The sequence below is a fragment of the bacterium genome, assembly GCA_024742285.1.
GTDB lineage: Bacteria > Myxococcota_A > UBA9160 > UBA9160 > UBA4427 > UBA4427.
Genome location: JANSYR010000015.1, coordinates 71,332 through 90,812 on the forward strand (window position 1 = coordinate 71,332; position 19,481 = coordinate 90,812).

The 19,481-nt window shown below is 70.4% G+C and carries 15 protein-coding genes; 8 read left to right on the plus strand and 7 right to left on the minus strand.

All coding sequences use genetic code 11. From position 1 onward, the window contains the following. The gene (locus tag NXI30_23105; GenBank protein ID MCR9097121.1) at window positions 1–789 is read right to left on the minus strand and encodes a TerC family protein; all 789 of its coding nucleotides are present in this window, start codon (window positions 787–789) and stop codon (window positions 1–3) included. Window positions 790–1,159: 370 nt separating this feature from the next. Between NXI30_23105 and NXI30_23110 the strand changes: the two genes are divergently transcribed. Next, window positions 1,160–3,679 (plus strand): VWA domain-containing protein, encoded by a 2,520-nt coding sequence (locus tag NXI30_23110; GenBank protein MCR9097122.1) that lies wholly within the window; start codon window positions 1,160–1,162, stop codon window positions 3,677–3,679. Between the two features lie 18 nt (window positions 3,680–3,697). On the opposite strand, the gene NXI30_23115 is transcribed toward NXI30_23110, so the two are convergent. Then, window positions 3,698–6,001 carry a tetratricopeptide repeat protein gene (locus NXI30_23115; GenBank protein MCR9097123.1) on the minus strand — a complete coding sequence of 768 codons (2,304 nt, stop codon included), beginning with the start codon at window positions 5,999–6,001 and terminating at the stop codon, window positions 3,698–3,700. Between the two features lie 297 nt (window positions 6,002–6,298). On the opposite strand from NXI30_23115, the gene NXI30_23120 reads away from it, so the two are divergent. Together NXI30_23120 and NXI30_23125 are read left to right on the plus strand one after the other, a co-directional pair. Continuing rightward, the gene (locus tag NXI30_23120; GenBank protein ID MCR9097124.1) at window positions 6,299–6,964 is read left to right on the plus strand and encodes a DUF1109 domain-containing protein; all 666 of its coding nucleotides are present in this window, start codon (window positions 6,299–6,301) and stop codon (window positions 6,962–6,964) included. Window positions 6,965–7,043: 79 nt separating this feature from the next. Next, window positions 7,044–7,664, plus strand: a complete 621-nt coding sequence (locus NXI30_23125; GenBank protein ID MCR9097125.1) for a pyridoxamine 5'-phosphate oxidase family protein — start codon at window positions 7,044–7,046, stop codon at window positions 7,662–7,664. A gap of 12 nt (window positions 7,665–7,676) precedes the next feature. Here the strand turns inward: NXI30_23125 and NXI30_23130 are convergent, their stop codons facing one another. Further along, on the minus strand, window positions 7,677–9,137 hold the full coding sequence (locus NXI30_23130) for a transglycosylase SLT domain-containing protein (protein ID MCR9097126.1): 1,461 nt from the start codon (window positions 9,135–9,137) through the stop codon (window positions 7,677–7,679). 104 nt (window positions 9,138–9,241) lie between these two features. On the opposite strand from NXI30_23130, the gene NXI30_23135 reads away from it, so the two are divergent. Next, window positions 9,242–10,705, plus strand: a complete 1,464-nt coding sequence (locus NXI30_23135) for an NAD(P)/FAD-dependent oxidoreductase (GenBank protein MCR9097127.1) — start codon at window positions 9,242–9,244, stop codon at window positions 10,703–10,705. A gap of 13 nt (window positions 10,706–10,718) precedes the next feature. Continuing rightward, window positions 10,719–11,381 carry a DsbA family protein gene (locus NXI30_23140; protein ID MCR9097128.1) on the plus strand — a complete coding sequence of 221 codons (663 nt, stop codon included), beginning with the start codon at window positions 10,719–10,721 and terminating at the stop codon, window positions 11,379–11,381. A 15-nt stretch (window positions 11,382–11,396) separates the two neighbouring features. Here NXI30_23140 and NXI30_23145 read toward each other — a convergent pair whose 3' ends face one another. Next, entirely contained in the window at window positions 11,397–12,395 is a 999-nt protein-coding gene (locus NXI30_23145; protein MCR9097129.1) for a prenyltransferase, read from the minus strand. Between the two features lie 118 nt (window positions 12,396–12,513). On the opposite strand from NXI30_23145, the gene NXI30_23150 reads away from it, so the two are divergent. Continuing rightward, complete coding sequence (locus NXI30_23150; protein MCR9097130.1) at window positions 12,514–12,966, plus strand: hypothetical protein; 453 nt, start codon at window positions 12,514–12,516, stop codon at window positions 12,964–12,966. A 43-nt stretch (window positions 12,967–13,009) separates the two neighbouring features. On the opposite strand, the gene NXI30_23155 is transcribed toward NXI30_23150, so the two are convergent. Together NXI30_23155 and NXI30_23160 are read right to left on the minus strand one after the other, a co-directional pair. After that, window positions 13,010–14,983: a pyrroloquinoline quinone-dependent dehydrogenase gene (locus NXI30_23155; protein ID MCR9097131.1), complete on the minus strand. Its 1,974-nt coding sequence runs from the start codon at window positions 14,981–14,983 to the stop codon at window positions 13,010–13,012. Then, window positions 14,980–16,809 (minus strand): carboxypeptidase regulatory-like domain-containing protein, encoded by a 1,830-nt coding sequence (locus NXI30_23160; GenBank protein MCR9097132.1) that lies wholly within the window; start codon window positions 16,807–16,809, stop codon window positions 14,980–14,982. The genes NXI30_23155 and NXI30_23160 overlap by 4 nt, the downstream gene beginning before the upstream one ends. A gap of 122 nt (window positions 16,810–16,931) precedes the next feature. On the opposite strand from NXI30_23160, the gene NXI30_23165 reads away from it, so the two are divergent. Continuing rightward, a complete protein-coding gene (locus NXI30_23165) occupies window positions 16,932–17,447 on the plus strand; it encodes a hypothetical protein (protein ID MCR9097133.1) in 516 nt (171 codons plus the stop codon). Here NXI30_23165 and NXI30_23170 read toward each other — a convergent pair. Then, entirely contained in the window at window positions 17,444–18,673 is a 1,230-nt protein-coding gene (locus tag NXI30_23170; protein ID MCR9097134.1) for a phytanoyl-CoA dioxygenase family protein, read from the minus strand. The two genes, NXI30_23165 and NXI30_23170, sit on opposite strands and share 4 nt — an antisense overlap. 122 nt (window positions 18,674–18,795) lie before the next feature. Here NXI30_23170 and NXI30_23175 point away from each other — a divergent pair, with 122 nt between their 5' ends. Then, the gene (locus NXI30_23175) at window positions 18,796–19,455 is read left to right on the plus strand and encodes a TetR/AcrR family transcriptional regulator (protein MCR9097135.1); all 660 of its coding nucleotides are present in this window, start codon (window positions 18,796–18,798) and stop codon (window positions 19,453–19,455) included. Window positions 19,456–19,481 lie beyond the last annotated feature (26 nt).

The following is a 19,481-nucleotide window of genomic DNA, read 5'->3' on the forward strand; positions in this document are numbered from 1 at the left end:
TCAGTCGAGGCCCCCCGAGACGTCGATGTCCGGAATCTCGGGCCGGTAGTAGTCGGGTCGCACGTAGGTCTGTTTCAGCCGGACGGGATTGCGCTTGCGCACGGCGACGTTCACCAGCTCGACCGCGAGCGCGAACGCCATCGCGAAGTAGATGTAGCCCTTCTCGACGTGCTTCCCGAGTCCCTCGAGCATCAGCATCGTCCCGATCAGGATCAGGAACGAGAGCGCGAGGATCTTCATCGTCGGGTGGGCCTCGATGAAGTGGCTGATCTTCTCGGCGAAGACGAGCATCACCCCGACGGCGATCACGACCGCCGTGATCATCACCAGGATCTCGTTGGCCATCCCGACCGCCGTGATGACGGAGTCGAGGGAGAAGACCATGTCGAGGATCATGATCTGAGCGATCACGCTGGCCATGGAGACCGCCACGGGCTTCGTGCCGAGCTCCATCTCCCCCTCGAGCTTGTCGTGGATCTCCCAGACCGCCTTGCCCAGCAGGAAGAGCCCGCCGATCAGCAGGATCAGATCGCGCCCCGAGAAAGGCTGATCCAGGACCCGAAAGAGCTCGGCGGTCAGACCCATCACCCAGCCGATCGCGAGCAGCAGCCCGATCCGCATCACCATCGCGCCGAGCAGGCCGACGCGTCGGGCGAAGGCCTGCCGTTCGAGAGGAAGCTTCGAAGTGAGGATCGCGATGAAGACGATGTTGTCGATCCCGAGCACGATCTCGAGCCCCGCCAGCGTCGCCAGGGCGATCGCGTTCTCGGCGGTGAACAGTGCCTCCAATTGCCCTCTCCTTCCCTGGGGTCGCCCCGCGGATGGCTCGCCCCGACGTCCGGGGGACGAGGACGGGGCACGCCGATGCGGGCGAGTTGCCGCGGGTCTGCGTGTCCGCGAACCGCGCTTGGATTCTACCGGTCGCGAGAACCCCGGAATGCGCCATCCGGGCGAAAAGTTGCAGAAAAAGCGCGCCTCGACGTCCCCTCCTCTGCCGGGCGGCGACCCACCCGGGTGGAGCGGATGCGCCCCGCCCGCCCCCGGCCTGCGCGTCGGACCGGTTCGCGTCCGAGGGCGGGGGTCGGACCGCGTCCGGTTGCGCCCCGCGACCCCTTATACTGGCGTTCCCCGCCGATCGCCGAAGCATCGCGAGCAAGACATGCCCTCCGACCGAACCTCGTTCCCGAACGTGTCCCGCGCCCTACCCCGCGGCTTTCGCGGTGCAGGCCTCGCGCTCGCGTTGCTGCTCGTCGGCGCCGGACCCGCGGCCGCCGCTCAGGCGGTCGACGTCGTCTTCGTCCTCGACAACTCGGGCAGCATGAAGGCGAACGATCCCGAGTTCCTGACTCGCCGCGCCGTTTCCGGCTTCGTCGACGCGCTCGCCGCCGACGGTGGGCTCGACGGTCGAGTGGGGATCGTGCTCTTCGACGGACGCGTCCGTCTGGGCCTCCCGCTCATGCCCGCGAGCGACATCGCCTCGACCCGCCGCCTCGACGCGACCCTCGCGGCCCTCGACTACGCCGGACAGCGGACCGACAGCCCGGCCGGAATCGAACGTGCTCTCTACGAGCTGCGGGAGCGCGGGCGCGAAGAGGCACGCAAGGCGATCGTGTTCCTGAGCGACGGGAAGATCGACACCGGGGACGCGCGCCGCGACGTCGAGGTCGCGCGCTGGCTGCGCGAGGACCTCGCCGGCGAGAGTGCCGACGGCGACGTCCGCATCTTCGGCATCGCCTTCACCGAAGCCGCCGACTATCAGCTCATGCAGGCGCTCGCCCTGCGCACGAGCGCCAGCTACTACCGCGCCTTCGCACCCGGCGAGCTCGCCCCCGTCGTCGAGGACGTGCTGACGAAGATCGCGGCCGCCCCGGTCTACGAGCTCGCCTATGCCGAGCCTCCGACGCCCGCGACGACCGCCGGAAAGGGCGCAACGCCCGCCGCAGACGTCGCCGCGGCGCCGCTTCCCGAAGCCGAAGAGGGCCCCGGCCTGATCGCCTGGGTCCCCGCGTTGCTCTTCCTCGTCGGCGCCGGCTACGTCCTCGCCCGCCGAGCGCGGACGCCCGTCGGGGTTCCTCACCCCGCGAAGGCTCCCGTCGCCCAGCTCCTCGACGTCGGCGGCCAGATCGGCACGACCGGACGCAGCCTGTCTCTCGGCGCCGAACGGACGACCATCGGTCGCGACCCGCACAACGACCTCGTCCTCGAGGACGACACGATCTCGAGTGAGCACGCGGCGATCGAGGTGCGCGACGGACGCTACTGGCTCGAGGACCTGCGCAGCACGAACGGCACGCGTCTCGGGGACCGCCGTCTGGCGGAGGGCGAGCGTCTGCCTCTCAAAGGGGGCGACCACGTCCGCTTCGCCGACGTCGACCTCATGTTCGTCGTCGAGGGCTACGTCCCGGGCGGGGCGACGGTCTACCTGAGCTCGTCGACCACGCCGCCGGCGGACTGGTCGGTCCTCGCCGAAGGGAACGAGCAGCCCGCGGCGCCGATCGAGCGGTCGATCTTCGGTGAAGCACCGCCGGCCGACGAGCCTCGACGGGAGGAGCCGCGCGAAGCGGCCGAGGACGCGCCGAGCGGCGAAGTCGTCTTCGCCGAGCAGCGCGAGCGCCTCGATCCCGCCGACGTCGTCGACCTCGACGAGCACATCGAAGGGGAGCCGGCCGCGGCGGAGGGCGACGCGAGCGAGTCGAAGCCGAGCGAGACCGCCGTGGAGCGTGCCGAGTCGGCCCTGGAAAGGATCGAGGCGGAGTCCGGGGCGCGCCCGACGGGACGACCGAATCTCGAGCTCGTGACGACGCCTCCGACACCGCCGACACCTCCGACGCCTCGGACGTCTTCGACACCTCCGATGAGCGAAGCGCGCGAGGACGAACCGTCCGAAGCCGCCGAGACCGCGAAGGAGACGGCGCCCTCCCCGGTCGTCTCGGCGGTTCCGAACCTCTCGAGCGTCCCGCCGCTCTCCGATGTCCCGCCCCTCTCCGACGTCCCGGACGGTGACGACGAGGCGACCGAGATCTTCTCCGACGAGCCGACCACGCGCGAAGGCGAGCCGGTAGCGCTCGTCGAGGGCGCGTCCGAGGACGATCCGGAGGCGACCGCCGAAGTGACGGTCCCTTCGCTCGAGGACGAGCCCACCCTTCCGCCGGGCGCGCAAGATGCCGGGCGCGTTCCGCCCCTCGCGGCCTGTCTCGACTACCACCTGGCGCGGGTCGCCGAGATCTCTCCGCCGTTCCGACAGTTCGTCGAACGCGCCTTCCCCGACGATCTCCGTCAGGCGCTCCCGGTCACGGCCCTCGAGGTCGTGGAGGCCGCGCGCGCTTCCGGCCACACCGAGCTTCGCCCCTACACCCGAGACCGGGTCCGCTACATCGTCTGCGGCGTCCCGGGCGCGATGACCGACGCGCGAGACCGCTTCGTGGCGGACTTCGGCGGGTTCACGCGGGTCCTCACGGAGCAGCTCCAGGACGAGTCGTTCTCGCGCGACCGCTGCGAGATCCTCGCCCTGTTGACCTGCGGCGTCGACGACCAACCCTGGGTCAGCCTCTCGATCGTGCCCGACGAGGGGCAGGATCCGCGGATCGACCTGCTCTCCTACGAGTTCCTGACCGACGAGGAGCGACGCGAGATCGAGCCTCGGATCGACCCGGAGATCAGCCAGTCCGGACTCGCCTGATCCCCGCGACGCGCGGACCTAGGGAGCGACGCCGTATTCGCGGGCGACGGCCTGCGCCCGAGGATCACCGGGAAAGCGCTCGAGGAATTCGACGACCGCGCGCAGGGCCGCCTCCGTCCCCACCTGGTCCCGCACGAGCGCGACCCGCGCGTGGTGGACCTCCGGATCGTCCGCGCCGCGCTCGATCGCGGCTTCGAGGGCGCGCCGGGCTTCCTCGCCGCGCCCCACGCCGGACAGGGCGAGGGCGTGCGCGAGGACGAGCCGGGGATCGTGCGGAGCCGCGGCGGCTGCGCGTTCGAGCTCCTCGACCGCGCCGGTCGCATCCCCGGTCCGATGGCGCGCGAGCCCCAGGGCGTAGCGCGCGAGGGCGTTGCCCGGGTCGAGCCCGAGCGCGCGTTCGAGATGCGCGATCGCGCCGACCTCGTCGCCCTCTGCGCGCGCCACGTCGGCGAGGTTCACGTGCGCCGGAACGAAGTAGGGCGCCCGCTCGAGGGCCTTCTCGTATGCGGCCCGCGCGCCCTCGACATCTCCGTACCGCAGGGCCAGAGATCCCAGATTCACCTGCGCCTCCGGCCGATCCGCGTTCGCGGCCTGGACCGCCCGATACTCTCGCAGACCCCGCGCGAGGGCCGAGCGCATCGCCGGCGCCAACGCTTCGGAAGGCAACGCACTGAGCGCCTCCGTCGCCGCCACCCGGATGGCGCGTCGCTCGTCGGCCAGACGCGCGCCGAGGTGTCTCACCTGTTCGTGGAGGCGTAGACGCCGGATCACGTCGATGGCGCCGAGCCGCTCGAGATCGGCTCGTTCGTCGAGGTCGCGAACCAGCGAAGCCTCCGGCGGAACGGCGCTCTCCTGCGCGTAGCGCGACCATGCACTCGCCACGACGAAGGGCGTGGCCCGCGGCGATCGCGCGACCTCGAGCCAGCGCTCGGGGTCCGTCCGCGGGGAGGAACCCCGGTGGAGCGCGTCGGACCAGTGCTCCGCGATCGGCCGGTCGCCGCGCCATCGGTCGATGGCCCGCCGCGCCTCGTCGGCGTCCTGTGCCGGATGGCAGCTCGCGCACGCATTCGTGCTGCCGAGCGCTTCGTGTCGGCGCGGCCGCGGGATCGCGAATGCGTGGTCGCGGCGCACGTCCACCTCCATGTACGTCCGCTCGGGCATGTGGCAGTCGATGCAGGCGGCCGTGCCTTCGCGCTGATCGCCGCTGGGAGCGTGACCTCCGCCTGGGCCATGACCTCCGCCTGGGCCATGCCCGAAGTGGGCGTCGCCCGCGTAACGATCGGCGGCGTGGCAGCCCGTACAGAGTGCATCGCCGTCGCGGCGCAGCCTGGCCGAGTGCGGATCATGGCAGTCGCTACAGCGCACACCGGCCGCGAACATCCGGCTCTGCTGGAAGGAGCCCCAGACGTAGACCTCGTCCCGGATCCCGCCGTCGTCGAAGTAGAGACCCGGTGCCAGGAGCCGCGGCGCGTACCCGTCGAGGAGCGGCGCGCCGATCTCGGGCGCCGCGACGAGCTCGCTCCGCCGCGCGTGACAGGGTCCACACACATCGAGCTCGACGTCGTGCTCGCGCGCCCGCATACGACGCGCGATGGGCTGATCGGGCGGCCGCTGCCACGCGTCCGGATCCCAGGCATCGAAGGCGACCGGAAGCGACGGAACGGGACCCTCGCCCGCCGCCGCGCCCTCCGCGTGGAGCGAGCCCGGCCCATGGCAGGCCTCGCACGCGACGTCCTCCTCGGCGAAGGTCGTCGCATAGCGCCCGGTCGCGTCGTCGAAGCCCTTGCGCAGCGCCGTCGAATGGCACGAGGCGCACTGCACGTTCCAGCCGAAAGCGGGTCCGTCCCAGTGGAGCGGATCGCCGGGCGGCGCCGGCGTCCCGGGATGGAGCGCGAACCAGTCGGGCGGCGCAGCCCCCTCACTCCCCCAGGCGACGGGCAACGCCTGCCGCCGACCCTCAGGGCGCGCCACGAGCACCTGCTGGAGCGGCTCGACGCCGAAGGTCGCCACGATCTCGAGGCGCTCCTCCGTCCCGCCCTCCGGCGTATGCCCCACGATCCAGTCGTCTCCCTCCCGCGCAAAACGCCAGACGGCGCCGTCGGCCACGAGCTCCCGGCCATCGAAGACGCCTTCGAGGGTGTCTTCACCGGGCGGCTCCATCGCGCGGTCGTGGTGGGAGCCGCGCCAGGCCGTGGCCTCGGCGGCGTGGCAGGTCGCGCACGCCGCGCTGCCCACGAACGTCGCGGCTTCGGCGACGACTTCGTCCGAGGCTGGCGGGGTTGCCGCCTCCGCCGCTTCGCGATCCGAGGGTCCACAGCCCAATACGGCGAGGGCCGAGACGACGAGAACGGGGAGAAGCCGGAACCGACGAATCGCGGATCTTTCCGGGAGCGGATGAGCCAGGCGCACCGCCGGGTCCGCGGGGCACGGCGCACCCGCAGCGATCGGCGACGCTTCCTGCATCGGCGCAACTTCGCCCAGGGCCGCGCCCGCCGCAATCACCGCCGTGAGGAATCCCGGGAGGGCGTAACCCCGCGCGCGATCGGAGCGTATTCGAGGCGGCCCCCTGCCCCGATGCCTCCGCCAGACGCCTCCCCGGACAGAGACGATCGACCTCCGATGCCCCACGACCCCGTGCGAACAAATCCACCCGAGCACCTCGAGTTCGTCGACGCGCTGGTGGCCGATCTCCGTGTCGTCGAACCGGCCCCGTCCCTCCGGACGGCGACGGCGGAGTGGGTCGGGCTCGGGGTTCTGGCGACGTCACTCGCGCTCCTCGCGCTCGGCGCCTTCCGCGACGGCGCCCTCGCAGATCTCCAGACGCCGCGCGTCGCCCTCGAGTTCCTCTTCGGCGTCGCCACCCTCGTTGCCCTCGCCCGCGCCGGCCTGGAAGCGGGCGTGCCCGGAAGCCCGCCCCTCCTCCGCCTCGTCGCGCCGGCGGTCGCCCTCGGCGTCGTCTGGCTCGGCGTCGCGCTCGGCCCGATCCCGCTCCACGGCCCCGACCCCTCGATGGTCGGAAAGCGCGCGCACTGCTTCCTCGAGGGGCTGGCGATCACCCTTCTGCCTGCCGCGTGGGGCCTTCGTGCGATCCGTAGGCGGAGTCTCGGTGCCGGCGCGCTCGGCGGCGCCTTGATCGGTCTCGCCGCGGGCGCCCTGCCCGCGGTCGCCATGCAGCTCGCCTGCATGTACGACCCGGAACACGCGCTTCACTTCCACTTCACGCCGATGCTCGTCGGTGGGGGCATCGCCGCGCTGCTCGGGGCCTGGCTCGAATTCCGTGACTGACTCGCGGCGCCTCGCCCCGGACACACGACTGATGCATCCTCCGGCCCGACACCACGCGTCCGCCGAGGAGGAGCCGTCCATGTCCGATCCCCACGTGATCCAGAGCGAGGCCGAGCTCAGGGAGCTGATCGGTGAACCGAGACCGGCGACCGAAGCGAAGGTCGAGCCCACCCTCGACGACTTCGCCCGCGACTTCCTCGCCCGTTGTCCGTTTCTCGTGCTCGGAACCGCCGACGAGAGCGGGGCCCTCGACGCGTCACCGAAGGGCGATGCGCCGGGCTTCGTCCTGGTCGAGGACGACCGGACGATCGTGATCCCGGATCGGCCGGGCAACAAGCTCGCCTACGGCCACCTGAACGTGCTCCGGAATCCGCAGGTCGGCGTGATCTTCATGATCCCGGGGACACCGGAGACCCTGCGGATCAACGGCCGCGCCGAGCTGACCCGCGACCCCGCCCTGCTCGACCGACTCGCCGCGCGCGGACGCCCCGCCGTGCTCGGGATCCGCGTCCGGATCGACCAGGTCTTCTTCCACTGCGCGAAAGCCTTCCTGCGCTCGAACCTCTGGAAGCCCGAGAAGTGGGGCGAGCCCCATCGCGTGTCCTTCGGCGAGATCTTCGCGGCGAGGACCGGCTCGGACGAATCGGTCGCGAAGGTCTACGACGAGGCGATCGAGAAGAACTACGTCGAGGAGCTCTGAGCCGGGGCTTCGCTAGCGCCGATACTTGTCCATGCGCTGGACGACGTTGGTCAGATAGCGACGGGTCTCCGCATAGGGCAGCTGCCAGACGAGCCGGCGGTAGACGTCTTCGGGAGAGAGCGCGTTGATCTCCCGGAAGGCGGCCTTCGGGCGCGTTCTCCCCGTGAAGGCCCGAAAGACGTTCCCCGCGCCCGTGTTGTACGCGGCGATCGCGCAGTAGAGCCGGCTGCGCGGATCGCGGATGCCGGCCAGGTAGCGATTCAGCACGATGTCGAGATAGATCGCGCCGATCCGGATGTTGCGCTCCGCATCGAAGAGATACGACGGCGCGAGCAGTCGCGGTCGTCCGTAGAGCACCGCGCTCGCGTCGAGACCGGCGCTCCGCGGCACGATCTGCATCAGTCCGTAGGCCGGCGCGGAGGAGCGAGCGAGCGGATTGAAGGCCGACTCGGTCTCGATGATCGCGAAGACGAGCGCCGGATCGAGGCGCCGCGCCCGTGCGTAGCGATCCACGAGGTCGAGGTAGACCCGCGCGCGCGACGGGAAGCGCTGCGGCACGGGCGGCGGACGGACCGAGGGCGCCTCTGCGCGAGGGAGCGCGGGTGCGGGCTCCGGCTCCAGATCCGAGGGCTTCGGCCGCGGGATCTCCTGCGGCGTGAATCCCGGCATCGGCGCCGCGAAGTCGCCGCGCTCGAGTCGCTCGAGCTGAGCGAGGACGGTCGCCGGATCGAGCGGGATCTCGACCTGCTGCATCGTCTCCGCGCCGATCTCCACCTGCCGGGTCTGCGCCCGCGCCACCAACAGGCCGACGACCGCTTCGAGGGCGCTCTCCTCGACCCGTGCGTCGCCCGTGAGGACCGGCCAGAGGATCGGCGTCGAGGCAAGGGCACCGGATTCGAGAGGCGCCCCGGTTGCAAGGGTGGCGGCGGCCTGCGTCTCGATCCCCTGGGCAATCGGATCGCGAGCGACGGCTTCGTCGATGCTCTCCACGAGCGCAGCGCGCACGCGCCGGCGCAGCGCCTCGCCCTCGATCCCGCCGTCGAGGGACTCGAAGACCAGCGCCTCCCGCGCGAAGTCGATCTGCCGTCGCTCCCGCTCGTCCTCGCTGTACTCGACCCAGACGAAGCGTTCGTCGGTGGTCGGCTCCCCCCAGACTGCGGCGCGCTCTTCCTGGACGGCGGCGACGACCGCGGCCTCGATCTGCCGCAGGTCGGCCGCGGCGGTGTCGAGCTCGGCGATCGCCGCTCGGTAGCGCTCGGCCTCGTCGCCTTCGAAGGCGGCGATGCGCGCCTGCTCGAAGCGCTCGAAGGCGGCGTTCGCTTCCTCGGCCGAAACGGGCGCCTGCCCGGCCGCCAGTGCCGGCGCCAGCACACCGAGGCCGCACGCGAGCAGCACACCCGCGCGGCTGCGGGCGCCGACCGAAACGGCGAAGGCACGTCGGCACTTCGCCTCGTCCGTACCTCGTCGGCCCACCTCACCCCTCCCCGCGTCGCGTTCCGAGCGAGCATAGAGGGTCGACGGGGTTGCCGCGTCCCCGCGGCTACTTCATCGTCGTGCCTTCGCCCAGGAGTCATCCGATGCCCGCCACGTCCCCTGCCCAGCCCCTCCGCGTCGCCGTGATCGGCGCGGGCCCCTCCGGACTGACGGCCGGGCGCGAGCTCCTCCGTGCGGGGTTCGAGCGCTTCACGATCTTCGACAAGGCCGACGCGGCCGGCGGGACCTGGCATCAGCACTCGTACCCGGGGCTCGCCTGCGACGTGAAGGCCGCTGCGTACACCTTCTCCGACGGCCCCAACCCGGAGTGGAGCGCCACCTTCGTCGAACAGAAGGAGATCGAGGCCTACCTCCAGCGCATGGCGGACGAGTTCGGCCTCGCCCCCCACATGACCCTCGACACCGAGATCACGAGCTGTCGCTACCAGCCCGACGGCACCTGGCACCTCGACACCGCCGGCGGCGACCTGCACGAATTCGACGTCGTGATCAACGCGATGGGCAATCAGCACACGCCGCTCTTTCCCGAGGTGCCGGGCATCGACACCTTCGCGGGTCCGTCCTGGCACTCGACCGAGTGGAACCACGAGGTCCCCCTCGAAGGCAAGCGGGTCGTACTGGTCGGCTCCGCCGCAGCGGCGGTCCAGATCGTGCCGGAGATCGCGAAGGTCGCCGGGCATCTGACCGTCCTCCAGCGCACGCCCAACTGGATCCTTCCCCGCGGAAGCAAGCCCTACTCGGATCTCAGCCGGTCGCTCCTGGAGCTCGCCCCGCTGCGGAAGCTCCACCGCTGGTTCCACCACAAGATCATGCACCTCTCGACCGGCGCGTTCATCGTCGGCGACAAGATCCAGGCGCGAGTCGAGAAGATGGGCCTCGACCACATCGAGAAGAGCGTCGCAGACCCGACCCTCCGCGAACAGGTGACGCCGAAGTCGCGCTTCGGGTGCAAGCGCCCGCTGATGTCCGACTTCTACTATCCCGCGCTCCAGCGGGACGACGTCCGTCTGGTCCCGCATGCCGCGCGAGAGGTCGTGCCCGAAGGCGTCGTCACGACCGAGGGGGAGACGCTCGAAGCCGACGTCGTGATCTATTGCACGGGCTACAAGGTGATGGACTTCGAGCGCATCGACGTGATCGGCACGGGCGGCGCCTCGCTCGCCAAGCGGATGGAGGAGGCGCCGGAGGCCTATGTCGGCAGCGCCGTGCCGGGCTTCCCGAACTACTTCTTCGCGCTCGGCCCGAATGCGCTGATCGCCTCGACCTCGTTCTTCGATGCCGCCGAGATCAACCTGAAGGCGATCGTCCGGCTGCTCGGCGAGAAGCAGAAGGCCGGCGCACGGGCGATCGACGTCACGCCCGAGGCACACGAGCGCTACAACGCGTGGGTCGTCGAGGCGCGATCGGTCTTCTCCTGGGGCGTCGACTCCTGCAACAGCTACTACCGCACCCCCTCCGGCCACACGCCCTTCCTCTTCCCCGGCGACATCGACACCTTCTGCCGTCAGCGCGACGAGATGACCCTGGCCGACTTCCAGGTGGTCTGAGGAGACTCTCCGGATGGCCTCCGAACAGCCGCTCGAGTTCCAGCTCTACTGGTCCTTCCGCAGTCCCTATTCGTACCTGATCCTGCGTCGACTGATCGAGTTCGTCGAGGCCCACGACGTCGTCTGCGACGTGCGGCCCGTCTATCCGATCGCCGTCCGCACGCCGGAGTTCTTCGAGAAAGTGAACCCGCTCTGGCCGCCCTATCTCCTGCGGGACACCACGCGAATCGCCGAGATGGAGGGCATCCCCTACCGCTGGCCGCGCCCGGATCCGATCGTCCAGGACATCGCGACCCGAAAGATCGCGGCCGAACAGCCCACCATCCGTCGCCTCACCCGCCTCGGGATCGCCGCGTGCGAGCGCGGCCGCGGCCTCCTCTTCATCGACCGGGTCAGCCGGACGATCTGGGACGGCAGCGTCGCCGGCTGGAACGAAGGCGACCACCTCGCGAAGGCGGCGAGCGCCGCGGGACTCGACCTCGCGGAGCTCGACGCAGCGATCGAAGCCGAGCGCGAGCGCCACGAGGCGGCCATCGAGGCCAACCAGGACGCCCTCGACGCGGCCGGCCACTGGGGCGTGCCGACGATGGTCTTCGAGGGTGAGCCCTTCTTCGGACAGGATCGGCTCGACCTGCTGATCTGGCGGATGGGGCAGCGCGGCCTCCGGCTCCGCTAGCTCCCGCGGTGGCGCCTACGACAGCGCCACGTCCAGCACGAGCCCGACCAGGAAGAACGCGCCATAGCGGCGGGTGAACCAGAAGGCGATCCCCACGAAGTAGAGGGGCCACACGCCTTCCGGAAACGCCTTCGGCGGGTGTTCCGGGCGCGGGTACTTGAAGACCTGGAAGACGCGCCCGAGCGAGAACGCCGAGAGCAGCGTCACCAGCATGACCGGGTGGAAGAACCCGGTCCAGACCAGGTACACGACGACCGGGTACTGCGCGAGCAGGAGCCCCACCGTCACCTTGCGCGAGAGCGACTCCCCGAGGATCACGGGCAGCGTCCGGATCTTCTTGCCCTCGTCGAAGGCGAGCTTGTCCGTGTGCTTCCCGAAGAGGACCGCCGTCGGGCCGAGGGCGTAGGCGAGACTCGCGATCGCGACCTCGTTGCTCCAGTCGCCGGTGATCACGAAGTAGCTGCCGCCGACCATGAGCGGGCCCCAGACGAGGAGCACCGCCGGCTCGCCCATTCCGATGTACTTGAGCGGCCAGGTGTAGAAGAGGACGAAGAAGAGCCCGCTCGCAAGGAGCGCGAGGGTGATGTCCCCGCGATCGGAGACGAACACGAGGTAGAAGCCGATCGCGAGCGCGATCCCGCCGGTGATCGACGCGTAGGTGATCAGCTGCCGGACGGTCAGGAAGCCGTCCTCGACGGTTTGTGGACCGTACTGGGTCCGGAAGTAGTTCCCCTGGTCGACGCCCTTCCAGTGGTCGGTCAGGTCGTTCACCAGGTTGTTCGTCGCGTGCGCGAGGCAGAGCCCCGCCGTCACGAGCACGAAGAGGATGGCATCGAAGAGCCCCGCCTTGTACGCCAGCACACCGGCGAAGGCGGAGGACGTGAAGGTCATCACGATCACCGCCGAACGGGTCGCGATCAGCCACCGCGAGACGAGGTCGAGCCCGTCCCACTCCTGCTTGTCGATCCGGGGCATCTCCGTCAGCGCCCGCCCCCACATCGCAACGTCCGGCATCGTGGTCCTCCTGGGGCCCTGGCCCCGGTGCCGCATTCTACGTCTCCCGGCGCGCTCCGTCCCTCGCTAGATTCGGCGCCGAACCCGCGTCCGCCTCGACACGTGCCAGGAGACCGCGATGCCGTTCGTCGACTACGCCCCGGAAGAGCCCCTGCGTGATGCCCGCGCGCGCTACTTCGCGTCGAGCGGCCTGGGCGACGGCGGCTACCAGGACGCGTGGGTCGTGTTCCGCGCCCGCGGCATCCCCTTCGCCGCCGTCCCCAACTCGCCTCAGCGCGTTCGCTCGGTCCGACTCCACGACATCCACCACGTCGTCGCCGGCTACGACACGAGCTGGACCGGCGAGGCGGAGATCGCCGCCTGGGAGCTCGCATCGGGCTGCCGGGACCACTACGCAGCCTGGGTCCTGAACGGACTGGCACTCCTGATCGGGCTCGTGATCGCGCCGCTTCGTGTCCGCGACGCATGGCGTCGCGGACGCGCGACGAAGAACCTCTACGACGGCGAGTGGGACGAGACGATCCTCGATCGGAGCGTCGGCGAGCTGCGCGCCGAGCTCGAGCTGGCGTAGGAGAGGACGTCAGTCGTCGACCGGAAGGGTGTAGGAGAGGACCTCAGTCGTCGACGGGAAGGGAATAGGCGACGACCGCGTCGCCGGGAACGGTGCCGAGCGTGCCGTGGCCGCCCGCGGCGATCACGACGAATTGCCGTCCGCCCGGCCGCACGCGATAGGTCATGGGCGTCGCCTGCCCGCCCGCCGGGAGTCGATCCTGCCAGAGCAGCTCGCCGGTCAGGGTCGAGTAGGCCCGCAGATACGCGTCCATCGCGGCGCCGATGAAGACGAGGCCGCTCTTCGTGACCATCGGCCCGCCCATGCTCGGCAGGCCGAAGTCGAAGCCGATCGGAAAGAACGGGATCATGTCGCGGGTCGTCCCGAACGGCACCTCCCAGAGCTTCTCCCCGCTCTCGAGGGAGACCGCCATCAATACGCCCCAGGGCATCGGGATGCACGGCACGCCGAAGGGCGAGACGAGCACCGACTGATCGATCAGATACGGCGTCCCCGCCATCTCGCTGATCCCCATGTGGAGATCGGCTTCTTCGGCGCGCACGCCGGTCTCGCGCGGAACCAGCCGGTGGACCTGCGCGACGAAGTTCTGGTTGAGCACGACGACGCGACGTTCGGGGTCGTGGGCCAGGCTTCCCCAGTTCGCGCCCCCCGCGACGCCGGGGTACTGGATCGACCCGCCCAGGCTCGGCGGCGTGAAGATGCCTTCGTTGCGCAGAGTCTCGATCTGCTCCCGGCAGGCCCCGCGGTCCCAGGGCGTGAACCCGAAGGCGTCGTCCGGCTCGAGCCGATGGGGATGGAGCGCCTTCGGGAAGGTCGGAAAGGGCTGGGTCGGCGACGTCGTCTCGCCCGGGACGTCCGTCTGGGGGACGGGTCGCTCCTCGACGGGGAAGATCGGCTCGCCGGTCTCGCGATCGAGCAGGAAGAGATGCCCCATCTTCGTCGGCTGGGCGACGGCGGGAATCGCCCGCCCCCCCTTCTCGACGTCGAGGAGCGTCGGCTGCGAAGCCACGTCGTAGTCCCAGAGGTCGCGGTGAACGCTCTGGAAACGCCACACGGGCTTCCCGGTCGCGGCGTCGAGGGCGACCGTCGAGCTGCCGTAGTAGTCGAAGCCGTTCCGGTGCCCCCCGGCGAAGTCGGGGCTCGGGTTGCCGAAGGGGACGAAGACGAGACCCCGCTCCGGATCCGCAGAGAGGATCGACCAGGCGTTGGGCGTGCCGCGATGGAAGCGCGGCTCCCCGTCGATCGGCGGCAGCGGCGCCACGCCCGGCGGCACGGGATCGAAGGCCCAGCGAAGCGCACCGGACCGCACGTCGAAGCCCCGGATCACCCCGCCCGGCGCATCGATCCGCCGATTGTCCCGGACCATCGCGCCGGTCACCACCACGTCGCCGATCACCGTCGGCGGCGACGTCATGTAGGTCTCCCCGGGCTCGATCTCGCCGAGTCCCCGATCGAGGTCGACGCGACCGGCTTCACCGAAATCGGCGCAGGGTGCGCCGGTCGCGGCATCGACGGCGACGAGCCCGTTGTCGAGGGTCCCCATGAACACCCGCGCCGAGCAGACGCCTTCCGGCTCGCCGGCCGACCAGTACGCGACGCCGCGACAGGTGAGCGTCATGTCGCTCTCGAGACGGGGCTTCGCGTCGTAGACCCAGCGCTCCTCTCCGGTCTCGGCGTCGAGGGCGAAGATCCGTGAGAGCGGCGAGCAGAAGTAGAGTGTGTCCCCTTGGAGGATCGGCGTCGCCTGGAAGGCCGTCTTCTCCGCGCCCGGCCGGACGCCCGCGACGTCGCCCGTGTGATAGGTCCACGCGACCTCGAGGTCTTCGACGTTCGAAGCGGAGATCTCGGTCAGGGGCGAGTAGCGCGTCCCACCGGGATCCCCGCCGTAGGTCGGCCAGCCCGCCGATCCGGCCTCCTCGGCGCCGGCGCCGCCCGGCGTCGCGAGCGCGAGGGCGAAGGCGAGGACGCAAGCGAGGGCGAGCCGACGGATCGCGCGATCGAAGTCGGTCCCCGTCATCGCGCCGACGCGTCCGCCCGAACCGCGAGCGGAACCGAGCCCAGCGCGGCCGCGTCCGAGAAGAATCCACTCTCGGCGGGCGTCGGCGCGCCGTCGGGATCGATCCGCACGACTTTCGGCACGCCCTCCTCGATCTGCCAGGTCGGCCCGTTCGAGTTGGAGGTCCAGATCCGCCCCTCGGTGTCGAAGTCGACCTCCCGCGTATAGGTCACGCGCGTCGGCAGCGGGTAGACCGTGAACGCCTCGCTCTCCGGATCGAAGCGGATCATCGTGTCGCTGTTCGTGCCGCAGATCCACACGACGTCGGTCCCCGGCTCGACCGCGAGGGCATACGGGGTCTCGGTCCCCAGCGGCTCGATCGGCAGGTCCCAGGTCCGGAACGCGCGGCTCTCGAGGTCGAAGTGCGCGATCAGACTCTGGGAGAAGCTCGGGATCCAGAGCCCGCCCTTCGAATCGAAACGCAGACGCCGCGGAGTCTCGAAGGGCGTCGCGACCATCTCGTACTCGAGGGTCTCGGGGTCGATCCGACCGATCTTGTGCTCGTTCAGCTGGCTGAACCAGACGCCCCCGTCGGGCGCGATGTCGATCCCGTAGGGCACCGGCATCTTGATCCCGTCGCCGTCGGCGGCCGCGCCGCGGATGTCGATGATCCGGCCGAGGCGCAGGAAGAACGGCGTGAGGCGCAGGAGCATCGCCTGGGTGAAGTTGCGCGCGGGCAGCCGGACGTGGGTCTGCTCGTTCGTTGCGGGGTCGAACATCCCGACGTGATTGGTCGCGGCCATCGTGTACCAGATGCGCCCTCGCTGATCGAAGCGGAGCGTGTGCGGATAGATCCCGTCGGCGACCTCGTGGATCTCGAAGGTCTCGCTCGCGGGATCGAAGCGCGCGAGCTGATTGCCGCTCGCGAGCGTGATCCAGATCGAGCCGTCGGGGGCGGTCTGGAGCGAGTGGGGACCGACGTACTTGTTGTCCGCTGCCTCCTCGCGCGAGCTGCTCGCGAAGACACCACCGAGGGGCAGATCACCGTGGGGCACGATCCAGCTCCGGCGTTCGGGGACCGGTCCCGAGAGATCGAGGCGGTGGAGCTGGTCCTGGGGCCCGTCCACCGAGTAGAGGCGACCGTCCGGGTGCATCATCACGTCGTGCTGGTTCGAGCCGCGCCCGCCGAGGGGCCACTCCTCGATCACGGCCCGCCGCGCTTCCGGGCTCGGGAGCGCGTAGGTGTGCGGATCGAAGTCCGGAGGCACGAGCTCCGAGACGGCGCGGTCGTGCTCGTAGGCTTCGATCAGGACGCCCGGGAGCTTCTCCCGCAGCGAACGACTGATCATCCCCCCGCGCGTGCCCATCAGCCGGATCAGCTTCTCCCACTCCTCGTGGGTCCGCTCCCGTCGCGTGGCCCAGTTGCCCTGCTGGTGGCAGTAGGTGCACTGCTGCTTCAGCTCGGCGCGTTCCTTCGGATCGTCGATCCGCGCGAGCACGCGGTCGTACCAGACGTTGGCTGGGAGCTGATAGGCGACGTCGACGGGATCGACGGTGCGCGTGAGCGAGAAGTCGAGGGACTCGAGTCTGCTCGGCCCGACGTCTTCGCGGAGATGGTCGTCCCAACCGATCCGACGTACGCGAACGGCATAGTCGTCCGGGTGGTCGAGCTCAGGAGAGACGTAGCGCCCGACGTCGTCGCTGAAGACGGTGATCGCGTGGCCGGGATCGCCGTGCACGAAGCTCACCATCGCCCCCGCGATCGGGCGCCCGTCCGCTTCGGAGGTGATCGTGCCGAAGAAACGGTCGGCGTTCGCCGGAAGCGCGAATCCCACCAGGATCGCCAAGGCGACCGTGGCTCGGGCCCACCGACGCGACCCCGGTCGTGTCACCGTCTTCGCCATCGCGCTCCTCCCCCTCGAAACGCGGGGCCTGGTCGACCCGCGCGCCCGCTCGATACCCTAGCAGGATGCCGATCCGCGTCCGTCGACATCGATTCGTGATCGCGGCGCTCTGCGCGGCTTCCCTCGCCGCGAGCTGCGCGAGCCCGCCGCCGCCCGCGACGCCAGGCTTCGAGACCCCGCGCACACCGGGCACGCTCGAGGTCCGACTCGTCTTCGGCGAAGCCGCCGACCTCGACCTCTTCGTGAGCGACCCGCGCCGGGAGGCCCTCTATTTCGGGAACAACCCGAGCCTCGGCGGCGGACGCCTCGACGTCGACCGGCGCTGTGACGCCGCCGCGCCGCGCGTCGAGATCGCGCGCTTCCAGGGCGCGCGCCCCGGGCGCTACCGGGTGGGCGTGAGCTACGACCGGGAATGCGGCTTCCGACGCGACCCTGTCCCCTTCGAGATCATCGTCGAAGCGGACGGGCTGTCGCTCTCGCGCGAAGGGAGCGTCGACCCCGGCGAGTTCGAACACATCGTGCTCGAGTTCGATCTGCCGCCCGCAGCACGCCCCGAGGACGACGCCGACGTGCGCCGCTAGGCGATCACCTCGCGGCCGCCCCGCCCCGCCGCCGCGATCCGGTCCTGGACGTCGGTCAGCTCGGCGCGGGCCTCCCTTCCGTAGCGCGGCTCGTCGATCGCGACGTCGCCGGGGAGCAGCGGCAGGCGGAAGCCCGAGTAGACGACCTTGCGCGCTCGTTCGGTCGGCGGATGGGCGCGGTGGAGCGTGTCGCTGCAGTGGACCGTCACGTCGCCCGTCTTCGTCTCGAGCATCCGCGGCGACATGTCCATGATCGGATCGACGCCCGGGACCTTCACGTTCGCGCGGTGGGAGCCGGGCAGGACACCGAGCGCGCCGCTCACGCGGTCGGCGCCGGTGACCGAGATGCCGCAGGTAAGCGCGTTGCACATGAGCGAATGCCGTCCCTGACCGCAGTCCTTGTGCCAGGGCAGGTCCGAGAGCCCCTTCACGATCCCGAGCGGCTTGACCAGCCCCTCGGCGGAGCGCCGATACTCGTGCCCGTCGCCGGTCAGCTCGCCGAGCCATCGGTAGCGATCGCTGTGGACGAGATCGCGCAGGGCTTCGGACTTGTCGTAGAACTCGAGGACCCGCACGGCCTGGGCCCGCCCCTCCGCGTCTTCCGCCCACCAGGAGTCGCCGTCGTCGGGCGTGGCCCGCGCGATGAAGTGGTCGATGTCGCGACCCACCGCGTCCATCTCGTCCGGCTCGAAGACGCCGCGCACGTGGAGGAAGCCCGCCTGGCGGAGAAAGTGGGCCATCTCCTCACGGTCGTCCTCGAGGGTGAAGATCCGGTCGAGATCGAGGGGACGGCCGTCGCCGTCGACGAAGGTCACGTCGCCCGTCTCGTAGACGCGTCGCCCGTCCATCAGCGCCCGCAGGACCATCTCCCAGGCGACCCAGTCGTCGACGGTGCCGACGGCGACCTTCACCCGCGCGGTCATCGCGAGGCCCATCGTCGACTGATAGTCCTGCAGGAGATCCGAGAGCGCGGCCTCCTCGAGCTCCGCGATCACGCCGGCGTGCTCCAGCCCGGGCTCGACGACGAGGCGCCCCCGCTGCGGACGGAGCGTGAAGGATCGTGCGCCGACCCGGAAGCCCAGCGGAGCGAGCGCCCGATAGGTCGCGCCCCGGGCTGCGAGATCGCCGTGGGTCGCAAGCGCTTCGGGGAGCACCTCGTCGAGGATCTCCTCGAGACCGAGGGGGCGGACGGACTTCATCAGGCGGGTTCGGCAGTCGACGGACATGGGCGCGGGCCTCCATCGGTTTCCCGCACGAATGCTGCGCCACCCCGCCCGGCCGAGCCAGTCTGGCCGCGCCCGCTCGCCATGGGTTGACAGTGTAAATTTTACGTCGTATAAGAATAGCCATGCCGCGAGCCGCCCTCTCCCAGGATCAGGTCGACGAGTTCCGCGACGCGCTCTGCGCCGCAGCGACCCGGCTCTTCGCCGAGCACGGCTACGAGGGCGTGACGATGCGGGCGTTGGCGAAGGATCTCGGGTGCAGCCCGATGACGCCCTACCGCTACTTCGAGAACAAGGCGGAGATCTTCGAGACGGTCCGTCACGCGGCGGCGGACCGCTTCGCGGATGCGATCGACGGCGCCGTCGAGCGCCACGCTCGCCACCGCGAACGTCTGATCGCGATGACCCACGCCTACGTGGGCTTCGCCCTCGAGGAGCCCGACGCCTACCGGATCATCTTCGAGCTCGACCGGAGCCGTCGGCCGACGGCGGTGACCGTCGAGGAGACCCGCTCCTGGTTCATCATGAAGGCCGCGATCACCGAGGCGATCGAAGCGGGCGTCCTGCAGGGCGACCCGAACGTCGTAGCCCACCTCCTCTGGAGCGGCGTCCACGGGATCGTCGCCCTCCACCTCGCCGGCATGCTGAGCCTCGGCCTCGACCTCGAATCCCTCGTGGATGCGTTCATCGCCCGCGAGGTCGAGCGCCAGAGCGCCGGAAACGGTGCCGCCGCCGTCACGGATCGATCGATTTCCAGCGCGCCGGAAGCGGCGCCGAACGACTGACACGCCCCAAGCCCGACGGGCCCAGG